The 15,400-nt window shown below is 65.4% G+C and carries 17 protein-coding genes; 1 reads left to right on the top strand and 16 read right to left on the bottom strand.

Annotation, left to right across the window (positions count from 1 at the left end; translation table 11 throughout):
- Positions 1 to 54: 54 nt before the first annotated feature.
- From OHB26_RS35130 to OHB26_RS35055, 16 genes are all read right to left on the bottom strand, one after another.
- Positions 55 to 384, bottom strand: coding sequence for an ArsR/SmtB family transcription factor (locus tag OHB26_RS35130; RefSeq protein ID WP_330181557.1), 330 nt, complete (start codon positions 382 to 384; stop codon positions 55 to 57).
- 95 nt (positions 385 to 479) lie between these two features.
- The gene (locus tag OHB26_RS35125; protein WP_330181556.1) at positions 480 to 1,967 is read right to left on the bottom strand and encodes a hydrogenase large subunit; all 1,488 of its coding nucleotides are present in this window, start codon (positions 1,965 to 1,967) and stop codon (positions 480 to 482) included.
- Positions 1,964 to 3,430, bottom strand: coding sequence for a proton-conducting transporter transmembrane domain-containing protein (locus OHB26_RS35120; RefSeq protein ID WP_330181555.1), 1,467 nt, complete (start codon positions 3,428 to 3,430; stop codon positions 1,964 to 1,966). The genes OHB26_RS35125 and OHB26_RS35120 overlap by 4 nt, the downstream gene beginning before the upstream one ends.
- The gene (locus OHB26_RS35115; protein ID WP_330181554.1) at positions 3,430 to 4,092 is read right to left on the bottom strand and encodes a hypothetical protein; all 663 of its coding nucleotides are present in this window, start codon (positions 4,090 to 4,092) and stop codon (positions 3,430 to 3,432) included. The genes OHB26_RS35120 and OHB26_RS35115 overlap by 1 nt, the downstream gene beginning before the upstream one ends.
- Positions 4,089 to 5,045 carry a respiratory chain complex I subunit 1 family protein gene (locus OHB26_RS35110; protein ID WP_330185874.1) on the bottom strand — a complete coding sequence of 319 codons (957 nt, stop codon included), beginning with the start codon at positions 5,043 to 5,045 and terminating at the stop codon, positions 4,089 to 4,091. Before OHB26_RS35110 ends, OHB26_RS35115 begins: the two co-directional genes overlap by 4 nt.
- Positions 5,046 to 5,050: 5 nt before the next feature.
- A complete protein-coding gene (locus tag OHB26_RS35105; RefSeq protein ID WP_330181553.1) occupies positions 5,051 to 6,949 on the bottom strand; it encodes a proton-conducting transporter transmembrane domain-containing protein in 1,899 nt (632 codons plus the stop codon).
- A 77-nt stretch (positions 6,950 to 7,026) separates the two neighbouring features.
- Complete coding sequence (locus OHB26_RS35100) at positions 7,027 to 7,503, bottom strand: NADH-quinone oxidoreductase subunit B family protein (RefSeq protein WP_330181552.1); 477 nt, start codon at positions 7,501 to 7,503, stop codon at positions 7,027 to 7,029.
- A 170-nt stretch (positions 7,504 to 7,673) separates the two neighbouring features.
- Complete coding sequence (locus OHB26_RS35095) at positions 7,674 to 8,354, bottom strand: hypothetical protein (RefSeq protein WP_330181551.1); 681 nt, start codon at positions 8,352 to 8,354, stop codon at positions 7,674 to 7,676.
- A 152-nt stretch (positions 8,355 to 8,506) separates the two neighbouring features.
- Entirely contained in the window at positions 8,507 to 8,743 is a 237-nt protein-coding gene (locus OHB26_RS35090) for a hypothetical protein (RefSeq protein WP_330181550.1), read from the bottom strand.
- A 278-nt stretch (positions 8,744 to 9,021) separates the two neighbouring features.
- Positions 9,022 to 9,537 carry a pyridoxamine 5'-phosphate oxidase family protein gene (locus OHB26_RS35085; RefSeq protein ID WP_330181549.1) on the bottom strand — a complete coding sequence of 172 codons (516 nt, stop codon included), beginning with the start codon at positions 9,535 to 9,537 and terminating at the stop codon, positions 9,022 to 9,024.
- The gene (locus tag OHB26_RS35080) at positions 9,534 to 9,938 is read right to left on the bottom strand and encodes a sigma 54 modulation/S30EA ribosomal C-terminal domain-containing protein (RefSeq protein ID WP_330181548.1); all 405 of its coding nucleotides are present in this window, start codon (positions 9,936 to 9,938) and stop codon (positions 9,534 to 9,536) included. Before OHB26_RS35080 ends, OHB26_RS35085 begins: the two co-directional genes overlap by 4 nt.
- Before the next feature lie 574 nt (positions 9,939 to 10,512).
- Complete coding sequence (locus tag OHB26_RS35075; protein WP_330181547.1) at positions 10,513 to 11,295, bottom strand: spermidine synthase; 783 nt, start codon at positions 11,293 to 11,295, stop codon at positions 10,513 to 10,515.
- Positions 11,296 to 11,345: 50 nt separating this feature from the next.
- Complete coding sequence (locus OHB26_RS35070) at positions 11,346 to 11,774, bottom strand: SRPBCC domain-containing protein (RefSeq protein ID WP_330181546.1); 429 nt, start codon at positions 11,772 to 11,774, stop codon at positions 11,346 to 11,348.
- 131 nt (positions 11,775 to 11,905) lie between these two features.
- Complete coding sequence (locus OHB26_RS35065) at positions 11,906 to 12,109, bottom strand: cold-shock protein (RefSeq protein ID WP_330185873.1); 204 nt, start codon at positions 12,107 to 12,109, stop codon at positions 11,906 to 11,908.
- 231 nt (positions 12,110 to 12,340) lie between these two features.
- Positions 12,341 to 13,342, bottom strand: a complete 1,002-nt coding sequence (locus OHB26_RS35060; RefSeq protein WP_330181545.1) for a zinc-binding alcohol dehydrogenase family protein — start codon at positions 13,340 to 13,342, stop codon at positions 12,341 to 12,343.
- 13 nt (positions 13,343 to 13,355) lie between these two features.
- Positions 13,356 to 13,838 carry a MarR family winged helix-turn-helix transcriptional regulator gene (locus tag OHB26_RS35055; RefSeq protein ID WP_330181544.1) on the bottom strand — a complete coding sequence of 161 codons (483 nt, stop codon included), beginning with the start codon at positions 13,836 to 13,838 and terminating at the stop codon, positions 13,356 to 13,358.
- 79 nt (positions 13,839 to 13,917) lie between these two features.
- Between OHB26_RS35055 and OHB26_RS35050 the strand changes: the two genes are divergently transcribed.
- Positions 13,918 to 15,345, top strand: coding sequence for an MFS transporter (locus OHB26_RS35050; RefSeq protein WP_330181543.1), 1,428 nt, complete (start codon positions 13,918 to 13,920; stop codon positions 15,343 to 15,345).
- The last annotated feature ends 55 nt before the right edge of the window (positions 15,346 to 15,400 follow it).

Raw genomic sequence — 15,400 nt, 5'->3', positions numbered from 1 at the left:
AAAACCTGCAATCAATGACGGCGCACACACCCTACCTTCGGGGTGTGGACTCGCTTAGGCGGGCCGCTCCAGGGCTTCTGCCTGGCCGGCTATCACGCCGGTGAGGATGTCCCGCGCCGCGGCCAAGAGTTCGGCGACGTCGGCGGTGGCGAGTTCGTAGATCATCGAGATCCCGTCGCGGCGCGCGGTGACCAGGCCGGCGCGGCGGAGGATGGACAGTTGCTGCGACAGGTTGGCCGGTTCGACGCCGATCTCGGTCAGCATTTCGGCGACAGCGTGTTGGCGCTCGCTGAGTAATTCGAGCACGCGGATTCGGATGGGATGGCCGAGAGTTTTGAAGAAGTCGGCTTTCATCCGATGGAGCGGCCGTTGCGGTCCTGGCATATGTGCGCCACTCCTTTTCGCCAGCGGCGGAGTCGATGCCGATGGCCGCCCGATGATTGCAGAGTTTAGCCAACAGGACAATTGCCTCTCCCGGGTCAGAGATCGTTGCCCGCATAGGAGAGATTGAAACTCTTGTTGACCAGCGGGAAGTCCGGCACGATCGTCTCACTCATCGCCACCGGCAATGCCGGCCAGTTGAACCAGGACGGATCGACGATCTTGGCTCGTGTCAGCCGCCCGGCCGTATCGATCTCCACCCGGTGTGTGATTGTGCCACGCCAGCCCTCTACGATACCGACCCCGGTTCCGGAGGCGGTGGTGCTCGGGCCGGTGATGAATTCTATTGTTCCGCAGTGATTTTCGGTCAGTTCTGTGACCAGTGTGGTGGAGGCGGCGAATTCGTCCCGGCGCATGGTGAAGCGGGCGAGGACATCGCCGGCGTCGGCGCGGATCTCGGTGACGGGCAGTTCGACCGCGGGATGGTCCAGGCGGGCGTCGGTGACCAGATCGCTGGCGCGGGCGGAGTATCCCAGGCAGCCCAGTGCGCGGGCGTCGTCGCCGGTGAGTATGCCGGTCCCGGCGAAGCGGTCGAAGACCAGCCCATTGCGCAGTGTGAGCTCGGCTACCTCGGCGAGATCGGTTGCCAGTGAACGTAACTCGCGCGCGTCGGGCAGAGCGCGCAGCACCACTCCGCCCGGACGGATCGCGCCGCGCAACAGGCGGTGCCCGGTCACCGCCGTATTCAAGCGCAGCAATCGCTCTCGAATACGCAGGGCGTGGGCGTTGGCCAGCCCGTATCCGACATCGTTGGCCAGCGCGCCCAGGTCGGCCGCATGGTTGTAGAGCCGCTCCATCTCGACGAGTATGGCGCGCAGCCGGTGGACATCGTCCGGCACCGTGATCGCGCATGCTTCCTCGACCGCGAGGCTGTGGGCCAGCGCGTGGGCCGCGGAGGTGTCACCGCTGATCCGTTCGGCGAGGTCGACCGCGTCGGTTGCGCTGCGACCGTGGAACAGTCGCTCGATACCTCGATGCAGATACCACAGCCGGGCCTTGAGTCGCACCACCGTCTCGCCGACTACGGAGAACCGGAAATGACCGGGCTCGATGAGTCCGGCGTGTACCGGGCCGACGGGTATTTCGTAGACGCCGTTGCCGCCGACAGTCAGGAATCGCAACTCTTCCGCTCCGTGGAAATCCGGGATCCGGTGAGCGTCGGCGCGCATCGGGTGCCAGTCCTCGGGCCAGTGCGCATGGCGGACCAGGCGGCGTGGGCGGGGATGGCCGTGCACACGAATCCCGTAGAGGTCCATCATTTCCCGTTCGAACCGTCCGGCGGGAAATGAAATGTATGCCAGTGACGGCAGCACCGGATCGTGGGCGGGCAGATGGCATTCCAGTTCCAGCCGACGGTCGGGTCGGCCCGCGAGGAACAGATACACGACGCGCAAGACGCCGTCGCCGTCGTCATGAGCGGCGACCAAGCCGAGCCGATAACCGTCGGCGAGGAGTTCTTCGGTGGCATCGGCGAGTTCGCCGGTCCGGATGAGTCGACGTGTGCGCTGCACCCGATCCGCGCTCATTTCGGCTGCACCTGTGCGGCGGCGGTGGTGAAAAGGTCGGTGAGCGGTCCGGCCGTGATGCCGAGTGCGATCGAAAGTGCCACTCCCGTAAGCAATGCCAGCGTCATCGAACGGGGAACCGCGATCACGGGCGCGCCGTCGGGGGCGGCGCCGAGCAGGATACGGCTGGTGTTGCGAACCAGAGCGGCGAACGCCACCGCGATCAGAAGCAGAGCGATGGCCAGCGCCCACGCCAGGTGCGCGTCGGCCAGGGAACGAGCGATGGCCAGTTCGCTGGCGAACATCGCGAATGGCGGCAACCCCAGCAGCACGACCATGCCCACGCCGAAGGTCGAGCCGATCACACGGGACCGAGCGGCAACGCCGGTGATCGTGGCGATGGTTGTGGATTGATGGGCAGCTTGCAAAGGGCCGGTGGATAGGAACAAGACGGTCTTGCCGATGCCGTGTGCGAGTACGTGCAGCAGCAGTGCGGCGATCGCCAGGCGGGTTCCCGCCGCCGCGGCGATCGCGATCAAACCCATGTTCTCCATGGACGAATATGCCAGCAGCCGTTTGAGATCGCGGGCCACCGTCAACATGGATGCCGCGATCGACAGGGTCGCCAGGCCGACGATCAGTAGCCCGGCACGCAGATAGCCGGTGCCGGTCGCCGCGTCGATGACCGGCTTGATCCGCAGCACCACCGATAGCGCCACCGCCAGCAGCACTCCGCTCATCAAGGCCGACACCGGCGCCGGTGCCTGACTGTGGGCGTCGGCCAGCCAGGAATGGAACGGTACGAGTCCGGCCTTGGCGCCGTAGCCGATCAACAGCAGGCCACCCGCCATTCGCGTGACACCAGGATCGAGATGACTTGCGTGAGTCAGCAAGACGTCTAGATTCAGAGCTTGCTCACTCGGAGCGCCCGCATGTCGGGAAGCGAAGTACAGCAGCACGGTTCCCAAGAACGCGACGATGATGCCCACCGAGCAGATCACCACGTACTTCCAGGTGGCCTCGAGCGCGGTCCGGGAGCGTCGATGCCCGACCAGGAACGCGGTGACCACGGTGGTCGCCTCGACCCCGACCCAGATTACGCCGATATTGTTGGCGCAGACCGCCAGTGCCATCGCGGCCAGGAAGGCGGGTACCAGCGCGGCATAGGTGCGTGCGCCATGAGCGTCGGTGTGGCCGTGCGCGAGCTCGGCGTCGATATAGCCGATACCCGCGCATGTGGCCAGCGTGCCGACGACACCGATGACGAGCAGCATCGTCACCGAGAGCGCGTCCACCCGCAGCAGTCCGCCGGCCAGCACATAACTTCGCCCATTCAGGCCGGTGCCCAGCATCGTTCCGCACGTCAGCACGGCTAGAGCGCTGAGCGTGGTGAAAACCGCTGTGCCGCGCCGCCATCCGGCAAGCGCGCCGAGCGCCGCCGCGCCGCCGGGCGCGAGTATCGCGCCGAGAACCAGGGCCGTCATCAGTCGTGCAGCTCCTGCAATTGGTCGAGGTCCGCGCCGCCGAACGCGCGCCGCAGTCGGCCGGTGAGAACACCGATGATCGCGACCGCGAAGAACACATCCAGCGACGCGCCCAACTCGACGATCAGCGGAACACCGGCGGTGAGCAGGAATGCGGTCGCCGCGATCCCGTTGTCCAGCATGAGGAATCCGGCCGCCTGTGAGACCGCGTGCCGCCGAGTGGCCATCACCAGCAACGCGATCAGGATCACCGCGAACGCCGCGGGAACCGCCTCGGTCTCCGCGCTCGTCTCCAGGTTCACCAGCGGCCGGGTGACCCCGAACGCCGTCACCGTCAGGGCAGCGGCGATCAACAGCGAGGTGGCGGTGTTCACCAGCGGGGTGGCTTCCCGGTATTCCTGGCGTTCGGCGCCGATCGTGCGCGCCAGCAACCATGGCAGCACACCCGCGCGTAAGACGAGCACCGCCGCACCGACCGCGAGCAGCGGGGCCTCGCCGTGACGTATGCCCTGCACGGTCGGTATCACCGCCAGCATGGCGCCCTGTGCGCCCAGCAGCCGGGCGATCGCGCGCAGATCGCGCCGCCACACCACGAATACCGCCGCGAGTACCAGTGCGCCCGCGGCGAAGTCGAGCACACTCGCGTATCCGGCCTCGGTCATGAAACGCCTTTGGCGGTGAAGAAGCTCGCGGCGGTCACCGAGAGCAATGCCAGCAGGAACGAGCCCGCGAGCAACTCGGGCACCCGGAACAGTCGCAGCTTGGCAATGAATACCTCCACGAAGGCGAGCAGCGTGGCCAGCACCGTCACCTTGGCGGCAATGGCGAGCAGTCCGACCGCGACGCCGATCGCACTGGGCTGACTGCCCGCGATTCCCCACGGCAGGAACAGGTTTGCCAGCAGGGCGAGCAGCACCGTCAGCCGCATGGCCGCCGCCCATTCGATCAAGGCCAGCCGGGGCCCGGTGTATTCGAGGACCATGGCCTCGTGCACCATGGTCAGCTCCAGATGGGTGGCCGGGTTGTCCACGGGCAGCCGACCGGTCTCGGCGATGATCACGACCACCAGTGCGGCAGCGGCCAAGACCGCGCTCAACGACACCACCCGGCCCGGATGGTCGAGGTTGTTCGCCACCAGCGCACCGAGATTCGATGAACCGCCGGGAATCGACAGCGCGAACACCGACAGCAGAATGGTGGGCTCGACCAGAGCCGCGATGACCATCTCCCGGCTGGCGCCCATGCCGCCGAAGGCCGTGCCGGTGTCGATCCCACCGAGCGCGGAAGCCACCGTGCCGACGAGTAACAGACCGACCACGGCGAACAGATCGGCCGCGGGATCCAGCGGTGAGCCGGTCGCCACCAGCGGCGCGACCGCGGCGACCACGAGTGTGGTGGCCGCGAGTACCAGTGGCGCGGCGGCGAAGACGATCGTGGTGCCCGTCGGCGTGATCGATTGCTTGCGAAGCTGTTTGCGCAGATCTCGCCATGGCTGCTGGATCCCGGCTCCGGCGCGGCCCTGTGCTCGTGCGCGAATCTGCCGCATCGCGCCGAGCACGAGCGGTGCTCCGACGACGACGCCGCCGATCTGCGCGGCCCCGGCCGCGTACGCCATCGCGGTCATCGCGACACCACCAACACGATCAGTACGCCGAGCGTGCCATAGGCGAGATAGAGATGCACATTGCCGGTGTGCGCGCGTGCCACGGCCATCGCCGTCAGGCGGATACCCCGGATCACGGGGCGATACAGGCGGTCCTCGACCGTGTCGGCGATCCGCGCGCGATAGGCGACTTTCTCCACCAGATACCGGGACTCGGCCAGGTGCGTGATCTCGATATCGGTATCCGGGCGCAGCACATCGTCGAACACGCGCTGCAGTGGTTCGGCGAATGATGTTGCCGTGTACTGCATTCGCGGGTTCGGCTGATCCGCGCCGCACGCCCACAGTGGCAGCTCCTCCGGTGCCGGATTGCTCCGGGTCCGCCATCGGATCAAGACCGAGATGGTCAGACCGGCGACGACCACCGCGGCGGCGATACCGGTGGGCATGAGGCTGCCCGTGAGTCCGGGCAGGTGAATCGTCCAGCCCAAACCGGTGAACTCGTGCATCCCCGATGCCGGTAGCGCGCCGACCACGTTCCGAATCGCTGGGCCTACGACCACCGGTACCACGGCCACAATCAGACATGCTCCCGCGGCGATCGCCATTCCCGCCGTCATCGAGGCCGACGCTTCGCGAGCGTCCGCAGCCTGCCGCGAACGCGGTCGAGCGAGGAATCCGATGCCGAACGCCTTCACCATCGCAGCCACGCCCAGACCGGCGGTCAGCGCGACCGCGCCCACCGCCAGCGGAGCCGCCAATGTCAGCACCGAATCACTTTGCGTGCCAGTGTGAATGAGTGACTGAACCAGCAGCCACTCACTGACGAAACCGGCACCCAGTGGCAAACCCGAGGCGCCCAAGGCCGCGATACCGAACAATGTCGTGGTGACGGGCATTCGTCCTGCCAGACCGCCCAGCCGGTCCAGATCTCGTACGCCGGTCGCGGCCAGCACCGAACCGGCCCCTAGAAAACCGAGGCACTTGAACGCCGCATGCGCGATCAGATGCAGCATTGCCGCGGCCATGGCCACCGTCGCCGCCGAGCCCGCTCCCGCATCGGCGAACAGGGTCGCCGTTCCCAGCGCCAAGGTCACCAGGCCCATATTCTCGGTGGTCGAAAATGCCAGCAGCCTTTTGAGATCCGACTGCACCGATGCCTGCAAGACCCCGTATACGGCGGTCACTCCGCCCACGATCATCAGCGCCAGACCCCACCAGCGTGGACCCGGTCCCAGCAACTGCAGATCTATGCGGACGATGCCGTAGATCCCGAGATTCACCATAGCCGCGCTCATCAGAGCCGATACCGGGCTCGGGGCCTCCGGATGCGCGCGCGGCAACCATGCGTGCAGCGGCACCAGCCCCGCCTTGGAGCCGAATCCCACTACGGTCAAGGCGAATACGACCGTGCGTGTCCCTGCCGGGACTGCGGTGAACCCGTCGAACCGGTCCGCCCCACCCGTCGCGGCCGATGCCACCAGCAACCCGATCAAGATCGCGGCGAACCCCAACTGGGTCATGACCGCATAGAAGACACCCGCTCTGCGCGCGGCCGATCGCCGATGTTCGGTGAATACCAGCACCAGCGATGCGATCGCCATGGACTCCCAGGCCAGCAGGAAGGTTGTCACCGAGCCGGCGCAAGGCACCAGCAGCATCGCCGCCACGAACACCGGCACTACCGCCAACGGCACCGAGCCGAGATGCTCACGCCGTGCATACCCGATCAGATAGACGCCCACCGGGATTGCCACCCCACCCGTGAGTGCCAGGAAGAAGCCACCGACCTGATCCAGCCGCAGGTAAACCCCTGACAGTGGAAGTAGCCAGCCGACTCTCAGTGACCGCACCGGCCCGAACACGCCACCGATTCCCGCCGCCACTGCGAGGATTCCGAGTGTGGTCGTGACCATGCCTGCTGCGATCGCGCTGAAAGTGTTGTCGCGCAAGTGAACCGATGGGGCTGGTGGGTCGTCCTCGACCGTAGCGGTCACCGGCCGGTCACCGACCGTAGCGCCGCGACTATCGCCTCCGGAGGCGGGGGGCACCCGGGAATCGCGACATCGACGGGTACGACCTCGCCAACCGTGCCCGCTACGCCGTACGCGTTCGCGAACACGCCTCGGTTCAAAGCGCAATCACCACAGGCGATCACGACTTTCGGTCCGGGTGTCGCCGCGTAAGTGCGCCGCAATGCCTCGGCCATGTTCCGGGTCACCACGCCGGTCACGAGCAATCCGTCGCCGTGCCGAGGCGAGGCGACCAACCGCGCGCCGTAGCGCTCCGCATCGTATATGGGCCCGAACGCACCGGAGATCTCCACCTCGCAGCCATTGCACGAGCCCACGTCCACATGACGCAATTGCAGCGAATCCCGCACCGCCGCAGGGGCTTCGATGCGCGGCGGTGCGGCGGGTTGGGGCTCGGCCACCCGGCCGACCCGCAGTATCTTCCGCATCCAACCCATGGCGCTACCGCCCGGCCGGTGCGTCGACGAGAACCTCGAGGAGTGCATCGTCCACAGATAGAAGGTCTATCAGAAACTGCTTGATCACTCTACCGATTGCGAAATATAGAAATTATGAAGCAGGAGAGGTTTGGGCACTTTGCGGTGAATCTCCGGCCGATGGTTTCGCGCTAACGCGTGGCTGGGCTGGGCTGGATGAACAGTGGCCGGTAGAACGCCGGGCCGAGGGGATGGTCGTGGCGTCGCCATCCGAGAGAAGTCCAGAAGTCGTCCGCTTGCTCGCTGAAGGCGATCAGTCGGCGATGTGGGTGGGCTTCGGCGAGCACGCGGACGACTTCGGTGCCGACGCCCCGCCGTCGGCAGTTGGATGAGACTTCGATCAGTTGGATCTCGAGGGCCTCGTCGCCGAGTTGTGGTGCGGTGGGGTAGTTCTCGACGCTGATGTCCTCGCTGAGGGCGATACGGGCGACCTCGGTATCGTTCATCCGAACCTCGACGTATCGAAAGGTGTCGTCGAGATACCGCGGTTCGTTCCACCAGGTCGGCTCGAATTCGATGTCGAGCCGGAACGGGATCCAGGTGTAGTGAGTGTGGCTGGGATCCGGCAATTTGACCGCGAGCGTGAGGAGTGGGCGCTCGCACCCCTGTGTCGACGTCATCGCGATCCCGTGCGGGTTGCGTGCTCCACGGGGGCATCGGTCACCCCGGCGCTCAAGGCGACCAGACTGTGTGCGCCGCACCGCGGGCAGGCGCCACCTTTGCTGTGCATCGCGAAGGTGCGGCACAGTAAGCCGCACTCGTTGCAGCGCAGGGTCTGTCCGCGGAGCAGTGAACTGATCGAGATCGAGCACATCCGTCGCCTCCTTAGATACTTGCTAACTTTAGCAAATGCCAATATTGATGGATCAATCGGAGGCTGTCATCGTCCGCATGTTGCCCGACCGGGCGATCCTGCCGTGATCGGTGGGTGCGTCGAGCGCTCGTGTCCGCAGGCGGGATGGGGTCAACGGCCGTCGGTGGCTGATAGAAACACCGTCAACTGTGTCCGGGAACCTTCCTTGTCCATCGTCGCCTGCCATCGGTCGCCGGTGGCTTGTGCCTGCAGTTGCTCCGTGCTGAGTGAAACCCCGAACGGTTGCAGGGCTTCGAGGATTTCGGGAACTGTCGAATACTGGTACTCGCGAATGGAAACGCCACTGGAACCGGAACTCGATGTCACAGTACGCAATCGGTATGTCATGTCGGACAGAATAGTCTGGGTGATGCGGATGTATGCGTGAAAGGATAACTGTCCGAAGATACTTCGGTACGACTTTATTCTATTCTTTGCGTCACTTATCGAGTAAGCGGCCCTCGGCCCTTACCGTGTCTTATCGACTTTTATAGTCCCGCTGAATTTTCTGTATTCGCTGGGCAACTAACGAACGGAACGCGCACCGTGCTCTGGTTATGGCATGCGATCGGCGATCGGGTCGTCGCGGACCTCCTTCGGCGCGGCGAATCCATTGCCCAGGTGTCTCATGCGAACGTTGACCAGGGCGACGGGATCGACGCCGCGGGTGACAACCGGAGGTCGCGCTTGTCAGCACACATGGGGACGAGGCGGGTTCCGGTGACGATTCTCGGTTCGATCTCGATGACCGCGTTCATTGTTCTGTTCACCCAGGGGTGCAGCAGCCGCTCGTAGCGGGACACCCGGTCCGGATCGGTGACCGGGCGGGCGAATCCGGTCACCACCACACTCCAGCCGGTGTGCGATACCGGATCGAGTTCATCCGCTTCGTACACCACTACTTCACCGGTCCCGCCGTCGGCTCGCGGGATGTTCGCGAGAGGTGTCGACAACCGGGTGCGGATGATGATCACCCCGTTGTCTATGAAGTGGTTGACCGGGCGGATCGCGGGTAAGGCGTGCTGAGTGAACACGATGCGACCGAATGCCGCGCCGGAAAGCAACCGCAGCGTTTCTCGGAGTCCGAGTTCGACTGTTTCGCAACCGGACTCGTCACCGATCTGATCCGCCATTCCTGTCATGAGCACGCCGCCGCACTGGAGGCGGGTGTGATCAGGCCGAGGTCGGCATCGTAGCGGCGATACATGAGGTGGCCCCGTCCGGTATCGAAGTCGGTGTAGAACAGGAACGGCAGTCCGAACTCGCATACGCGGTCAGCCGCGTTGTGCTCCGTCAGTACCGGCGCTGGACGTGGAGTGGTGATCAGCGGTATCGGGGTGGCCGCACTGGCCAGCGCGCTGCGCGGTGGCTGGACACAACGCTGCCGGGCCAGGCGTAGCCCGGTTTGCCGGGCGCGGTACAGGATCGAGTCCTCAGCGGTCTCGGCGTCGGTGAAAAGGTGCGCGTCGTAGTCCATCGCATCCATTACCGCTGCCGCAGTGAGCGGTTCGGCGGTGCGCAACGCAACGGTCTTGCGACGCACGAGAATTCCTGGACCGGGTGCGCTCAGCGGGGGGCGGGTGGGGTCCGGCCAGGGTCGTGGTGACCACGTCTTGCGTACCATCCGCAATTGCCGCTCCAGCCTGACGATCACCGGCAATGCGTCGCCGCGACCGTGCGTGAGGGTTTGCACCCGGAGCGGTGTGTCCGCCGGGTGTGTGTTCACCTGGACCAGAATCGGTCCGCTCTCGCAGTTGGACCCGGTGATTCGTATCCGCGCCGATGTGCTGGCGCGGTACCGCGCCAGCAGCCGGCCGGCCGCACCCGCGACCCGCTCGCTCTCGAGCCGCGGAACTCGGCCGCTGACAACCACGGCGATGTCCGGAAACGCTTCCGTTGACCATGCCTTACTCGCAGACAACAACCTCGGGACCTCACTCGTGTCGCACTTCTCGGGACGGCGCACGGCGCCGTTCAGATCAGAAGGATGCCAAGCCGCAGGGTTGCCCAGAAGGGCCGAAAGTCACCTGTATGCGTGATTTCGATATTGCAGGTTTAAGCAATCAGAAACAGGCAAATTTGATCAAGATCCCTGTGTGTGAAGTTTCGGCGGGCGGCTATCGCGGTCGATCCGGAACCGTCACCCGTACCGGAGGGAACGCCGCTTCCGCTTGCCGGTACAACGTTTCGAGAGGCAGGGGAACACGACTGGCGGCCAGGACCTGGTTGCCGACATAACCGGCGAACACATCGCCGTCCAGCAACGCGTGATGGGGAAATGCCGCGCGGATTTCGTCCAATTGATGCCGGGTGCCAACCAGATTCAGCAGATAGACGCCGTCGGTCCGCAGCACCCTGGCCACCTGTGCGGTGAAGGCGGCACCGGTGATGCCCTCGGCCATGCGCAGACCTTCGAACGCGTCCGCCACCACCAGATGTGCCGAGGCCGCGGACAAGGTATGGATCTCCGAGAGGCCATCACCGATTCGCAGCTCCACCCCCGGCACCGAGCGCAAGCCCAATCGCTCGTCGACGAACTCCGCCAAAGCCCCATCGGCCTCGATGATCAGATGCCGCGAACCGGGCCGCAGCGCAGACAGATAGCGCGGGAACGTGCCACCGCCACCGCCGATATGCACCACATCCAGCGCGGCATCGAAGGGTTCCAGGGAATCGACGACACAGCCCATGAACCGGACATAATCCAGCTCGAGAAAGGTCGGATCATCCAGGTCCACATACGACTGGGCGATACCGTCCACGGTCAGCAACCAGGCATTCGGCCGATACGCGTCCGCCCGCAACTCGGCCATGCCGAACCGCACTTCACGTGTCCCGGGCACCGGCTCACCAACCACTCGCACCTCTTCGTCCCCGGGCAGTTCCAGCCAGCTACTCATCAATACATGATCTCAGGCTGTCCGGATCGGATGCGCCGTGTGCGGCCGTGCTAACCGTGTTCGGCGGCCTTCTTGATACCGCTGACGTGGGTCTGCCACATGCCGCGTGCGTGGTCGGCCTCTTCCTCGCTGGCGTTGTTGTCCTGGCTCAGGGTGAGGTGGGTGGTCGCGCCGTTGTCGGTCAGCTCGTAGGTGAGGGTGTGGTAGTTCTCCGGGATATCGGGTTGGCCGGTGAGTGGGCTGTAGTGAGTCACTCGCAGTAGGCGGCCGGGCTCGAATGCGAGGATCTCGCCCTTGTCTTCGTACGGTTTTCCCTCGTACTCGCCCGACCAGACGATCGGGTGGCCCACCCGCCAGTCGGTGTGCACGTGCGCCCCGAACATGAACTCGCGAATCTGTTCGGGGTCGGTCAGCGTGGTCCACACCTGCTTGGGCGAAGCGCTGATATCGGTCTCCGCGGTGGCGACGTATCCGGTCATGGGATTCACCTTCCATGGGCTGATCGTCTTCAGCGTATGCCCGCGGCGAACCGTGTTCTTGCATAAAAGCGTCACAACGAAAAAAGCTTCGCACCGTTGACGGTGCGAAGCTTTCGACAAGTCGTGCTGAATCAGATGGCGCGGACGTCCTGGGCCTGCAGGCCCTTCTGGCCCTGCTCTACCGCGAACTCGACACGCTGACCCTCATCGAGGGATTTGTAACCCGCGCCGCTGACGGCCGAGTAATGCACGAAGACGTCGGGGCCGCCTCCATCTTGAGCGATGAAGCCGAAGCCCTTTTCGCCGTTGAACCACTTAACACTGCCTTGAGTCATGCTGTTTACAACTTCTTTTCTGTAGATGAGCCGGGCAAATTTCTTGACAAGCCGCCCGTTCTCAATCGCCAACTATGCCACGATCGCCGCCGAAAACCTCGAGCTGTGAGCCATCAGACAACGACTCTTCGAATTTTGTTGCTGCGGGCGAATTCTCGTGCGGCCGGTGTCGAACGACTTCGCGGGGTCACTACTACGGAAACCAGCTCGCAGGTCGGCATCACCGAGCGACTAGGGCAGCAGGACCGCGGCGCCCGCGAAACGGCCATGGGCCAGGTCGGCGAGCGCGTGATCGGCTCGCTGGAGCGGGTACGGGTGCACGGTCACCTCCAGGTGGTGCTCACCGGCGAAGGTCAGGAAGTCGCGCGCGTCCCGGCGAGTATTGGCGGTGACCGAGCGAATCTCCCTCTCCTGGAATAGATGTCGCTGATAGTTCAGGGGCGGGATATCGCTGAGATGGATACCGGCGATGGAGAGTATTCCGCCGCGATCCAGGGCCGCCATGGCCGGTGGCACCAGATCGCCGACCGGTGCGAACAGGATCGCGGAATCGAGCGGCACGGGTGGTGGGTCGGCCGCGCCCTGCGCGGAGCTGGCACCCAACTCCAGGGCGAGCGCTCGGGCGGCCGAATCCCGGGTCATCACATGGACTTCCGCGCCGCGAGCCAATGCGACCTGTGCGGCGAGGTGCGCGCTGCCGCCGAACCCGTAGATCCCCAGTCGCCCGCCCTCGGGCAGTGCCGCGCGTTCGAGCGCCCGATATCCGATGATTCCGGCGCACAGCAGCGGCGCGAGTTCGGCCGGGGTGTAGCCGGACGGTAGCGGGAGCGCGAAATCGGCGGGGACCGTGGCATATTCGGCGTATCCGCCGTCGGCGTCCCAGCCGGTATAGCGCGATCGCGGGCACAGATTCTCGGCTCCGCGCAGACAGTAACGGCATTCTCCGCAGGTGTGCCGCAGCCATGCGATACCCACCCGGTCACCGATATCGAATTCCGTGGAGTTACCGGACCCCAGGGCTACGACCTCCCCGACCACCTCGTGCCCGGGGATGACCCCCACCCGGTGTACCGGCAGATCTCCCTCGGTCACGTGCAGATCCGTCCGGCACACGCCGCAGGCGAGCACGCGCACCAGTAACTCGCCGGTCGCCGGCTCGGGAACCGCTACCTCGTCGAACCGCAGCGGCCCGTCATCGATCGCCGCGGGTTTCTCCACACGCCACGCACGCATTCATCCACCCTATTCATTCATCGTGAAGACCATGCGCATTTCGAGTGCCTGCTGCGCGGCCACCCTGTCTCGAGTCGACATTGCCGGTCAGGGTGTTGAGCAATTGCGGTAGCGCCGTGACGGTTTCGGGGGATAGGCCGGTGACGGTCTCCTCGGCCAGGGCATGCCACAGATGTTTGATCCGCTCGGTCAGCTCCCTGCCGCTTTCGGTGAGTTCGACGATACTGGCTCGTCGGTCGTCGGGGGCGGGGGTGCGACGGATATGACCGGATGCCTCGAGTTTGCGGGCCATGATCGTAATGCTGGGCGGTTCGCAGCCCAGCGCGTCGCTGAGCTTGGCCTGGATGGTCGGCCCGACCCGGTCGAGTTCGAGCAGCAGTGCCTCTTGACCGGGGTGCAGGCCCAGCGGGGCCAGTAGCGCAGCGGCCCGCGCGCGGTGGCGCAGGGTCAACAGGCGGATGGCCTGGTTGAGGGCGTCGGCTTGCTCGAAGTCCACGGGCACTCCTTGACAGATTTTAGTTATGTGCATAACAGTTATGCGCATAACTAACTCTACATGGGAGACGAGGACGCTCATGACCGACATCGGTATCTCGCCCCGGCAGGCCGTACCCCGTGTCGACTCGACGCGGTTGGTGCTGATCCTGGTGTGCGCCAGTCAATTCATGGTCATTCTGGATTCGTCGATCGTGAATGTCGCGCTGCCGACCATCCAGCACGACCTCGGCTTCAGCGCCAGCGGGATTGCCTGGGTGGTCAACGGTTACCTGTTGACCTTCGGGGGATTCATGCTCCTCGGGGGACGCGCCGCGGACCTGTTCGGGCAGCGGCGCGTACTGATCGGGGGACTGGCCCTGTTCACCGCGGCGAGCCTGGTCAGTGGCCTGGCAATGGCGCCGGGAGTGCTGGTGGCGGCCCGGGTGACACAGGGCTTGGGCGCCGCGCTGCTGGCGCCCGCGACGGTGGCGGTGCTGCACACCCGCTTCACCGAGCCGAATGCGCGGGCCCGAGCGTTCGGCGCCTGGTCCGCCTCCGGCGGTGTCGGCGGGATGGCGGGTGCGCTGGCGGGCGGTGCGATCACCACCGGGCTCTCCTGGCGCTGGATCTTCCTGATCAATGTTCCGATCGGCGCGATACTCATCGCCCTGGCGTGGATGGCCCTGTCCGGCAAGCAAATCCGGAACAAGGCGACGCTGGATCTCGCCGGTGCCATTACCGGGACAGCCGGATTGGCCCTATTGATCCTCGGGGTTATGCGCACCGCCGACCACAGCTGGGCATCGCCATCGGTGCTCGGCGCGATGGGTGCGGGGGTACTGCTGCTGGTGATCTTCACGGTGGTGCAGGCGCGGTTCGCCGCTCAACCGCTGATGCCCTTGCGGCTTTTCGGAATTCGACGGGTCGCCCTCGGTGGCGGCATGCTGCTGTTGTTCGGCGGTATCGCCGTCGCGATGTGGTACTTCACCTCACTGTTTCTGCAGAATGTATTGGGCTACGACGCATTTCACGCCGGTCTCGGGCAGACCCCCGCGGCGGTCATGTTCCTGGTCATCGCCCGGGTGGCCGCGGCACTGCTGCCGCGCATCGGGGCGCGGGCGGTGTTGCTGGCCGGATGTGCTTGTCTCGTGGTCGGTTTCGTCTGGCTCGCCCAGGCCCATGCCGGGAGCGCCTACCTCACCGCGGTGCTCGGGCCCACCCTGGTCATCGCGATCGGCATCGGCTTGACCTTCCCCACGCTGATGGCCACCACAACCGCCGCGGTCTCGGACAGCGATGCCGGAATCGTCGGCGGGATCGCCGGCACCGCGAACCAATCCGGCGGATCGATCGGCCTGGCGGCGCTGGCCGCGGTCGCCGCGGCCGGGACCGCGCATGAATCCGGGCAGAGCCCGGCGGTCGGTCTCGCCACCGGCTACAGCGTGGTCTTCCTGCTGGCGGCCGGGCTCGGTGTCGCGATCGCAATCATCGGCCTGCTGCTTCCCCGCAACCACATCGACTCATGAGGCGTATTGAGCGAAGAGTCGGCGAACAGAGCGATCGACTCCGGCCGACAGCCGG

It is taken from the genome of Nocardia sp. NBC_01503 (genome assembly GCF_036327755.1).
GTDB lineage: Bacteria > Actinomycetota > Actinomycetes > Mycobacteriales > Mycobacteriaceae > Nocardia.
This window is presented reverse-complemented; position numbering and strand designations above follow the sequence as displayed.

What these genes read in the sequence shown, in the direction of transcription:
- OHB26_RS35085 (WP_330181549.1), bottom strand. Translation starts at nt 9,537, where the DNA reads ATGACAGGAATGGCGGATCAGATCGGTGACGAGTCCGGTTGCGAAACA.
- OHB26_RS35070 (WP_330181546.1), bottom strand. Translation starts at nt 11,774, where the DNA reads ATGACCGGATACGTCGCCACCGCGGAGACCGATATCAGCGCTTCGCCC.
- OHB26_RS35050 (WP_330181543.1), top strand. Translation starts at nt 13,918, where the DNA reads ATGACCGACATCGGTATCTCGCCCCGGCAGGCCGTACCCCGTGTCGAC.
- OHB26_RS35075 (WP_330181547.1), bottom strand. Translation starts at nt 11,295, where the DNA reads ATGAGTAGCTGGCTGGAACTGCCCGGGGACGAAGAGGTGCGAGTGGTT.
- OHB26_RS35120 (WP_330181555.1), bottom strand. Translation starts at nt 3,430, where the DNA reads ATGACGGCCCTGGTTCTCGGCGCGATACTCGCGCCCGGCGGCGCGGCG.
- OHB26_RS35105 (WP_330181553.1), bottom strand. Translation starts at nt 6,949, where the DNA reads ATGGTCACGACCACACTCGGAATCCTCGCAGTGGCGGCGGGAATCGGT.
- OHB26_RS35060 (WP_330181545.1), bottom strand. Translation starts at nt 13,342, where the DNA reads ATGCGTGCGTGGCGTGTGGAGAAACCCGCGGCGATCGATGACGGGCCG.
- OHB26_RS35065 (WP_330185873.1), bottom strand. Translation starts at nt 12,109, where the DNA reads ATGACTCAAGGCAGTGTTAAGTGGTTCAACGGCGAAAAGGGCTTCGGC.
- OHB26_RS35090 (WP_330181550.1), bottom strand. Translation starts at nt 8,743, where the DNA reads ATGACATACCGATTGCGTACTGTGACATCGAGTTCCGGTTCCAGTGGC.
- OHB26_RS35100 (WP_330181552.1), bottom strand. Translation starts at nt 7,503, where the DNA reads ATGGGTTGGATGCGGAAGATACTGCGGGTCGGCCGGGTGGCCGAGCCC.
- OHB26_RS35110 (WP_330185874.1), bottom strand. Translation starts at nt 5,045, where the DNA reads ATGGCGTACGCGGCCGGGGCCGCGCAGATCGGCGGCGTCGTCGTCGGA.
- OHB26_RS35130 (WP_330181557.1), bottom strand. Translation starts at nt 384, where the DNA reads ATGCCAGGACCGCAACGGCCGCTCCATCGGATGAAAGCCGACTTCTTC.
- OHB26_RS35115 (WP_330181554.1), bottom strand. Translation starts at nt 4,092, where the DNA reads ATGACCGAGGCCGGATACGCGAGTGTGCTCGACTTCGCCGCGGGCGCA.
- OHB26_RS35125 (WP_330181556.1), bottom strand. Translation starts at nt 1,967, where the DNA reads ATGAGCGCGGATCGGGTGCAGCGCACACGTCGACTCATCCGGACCGGC.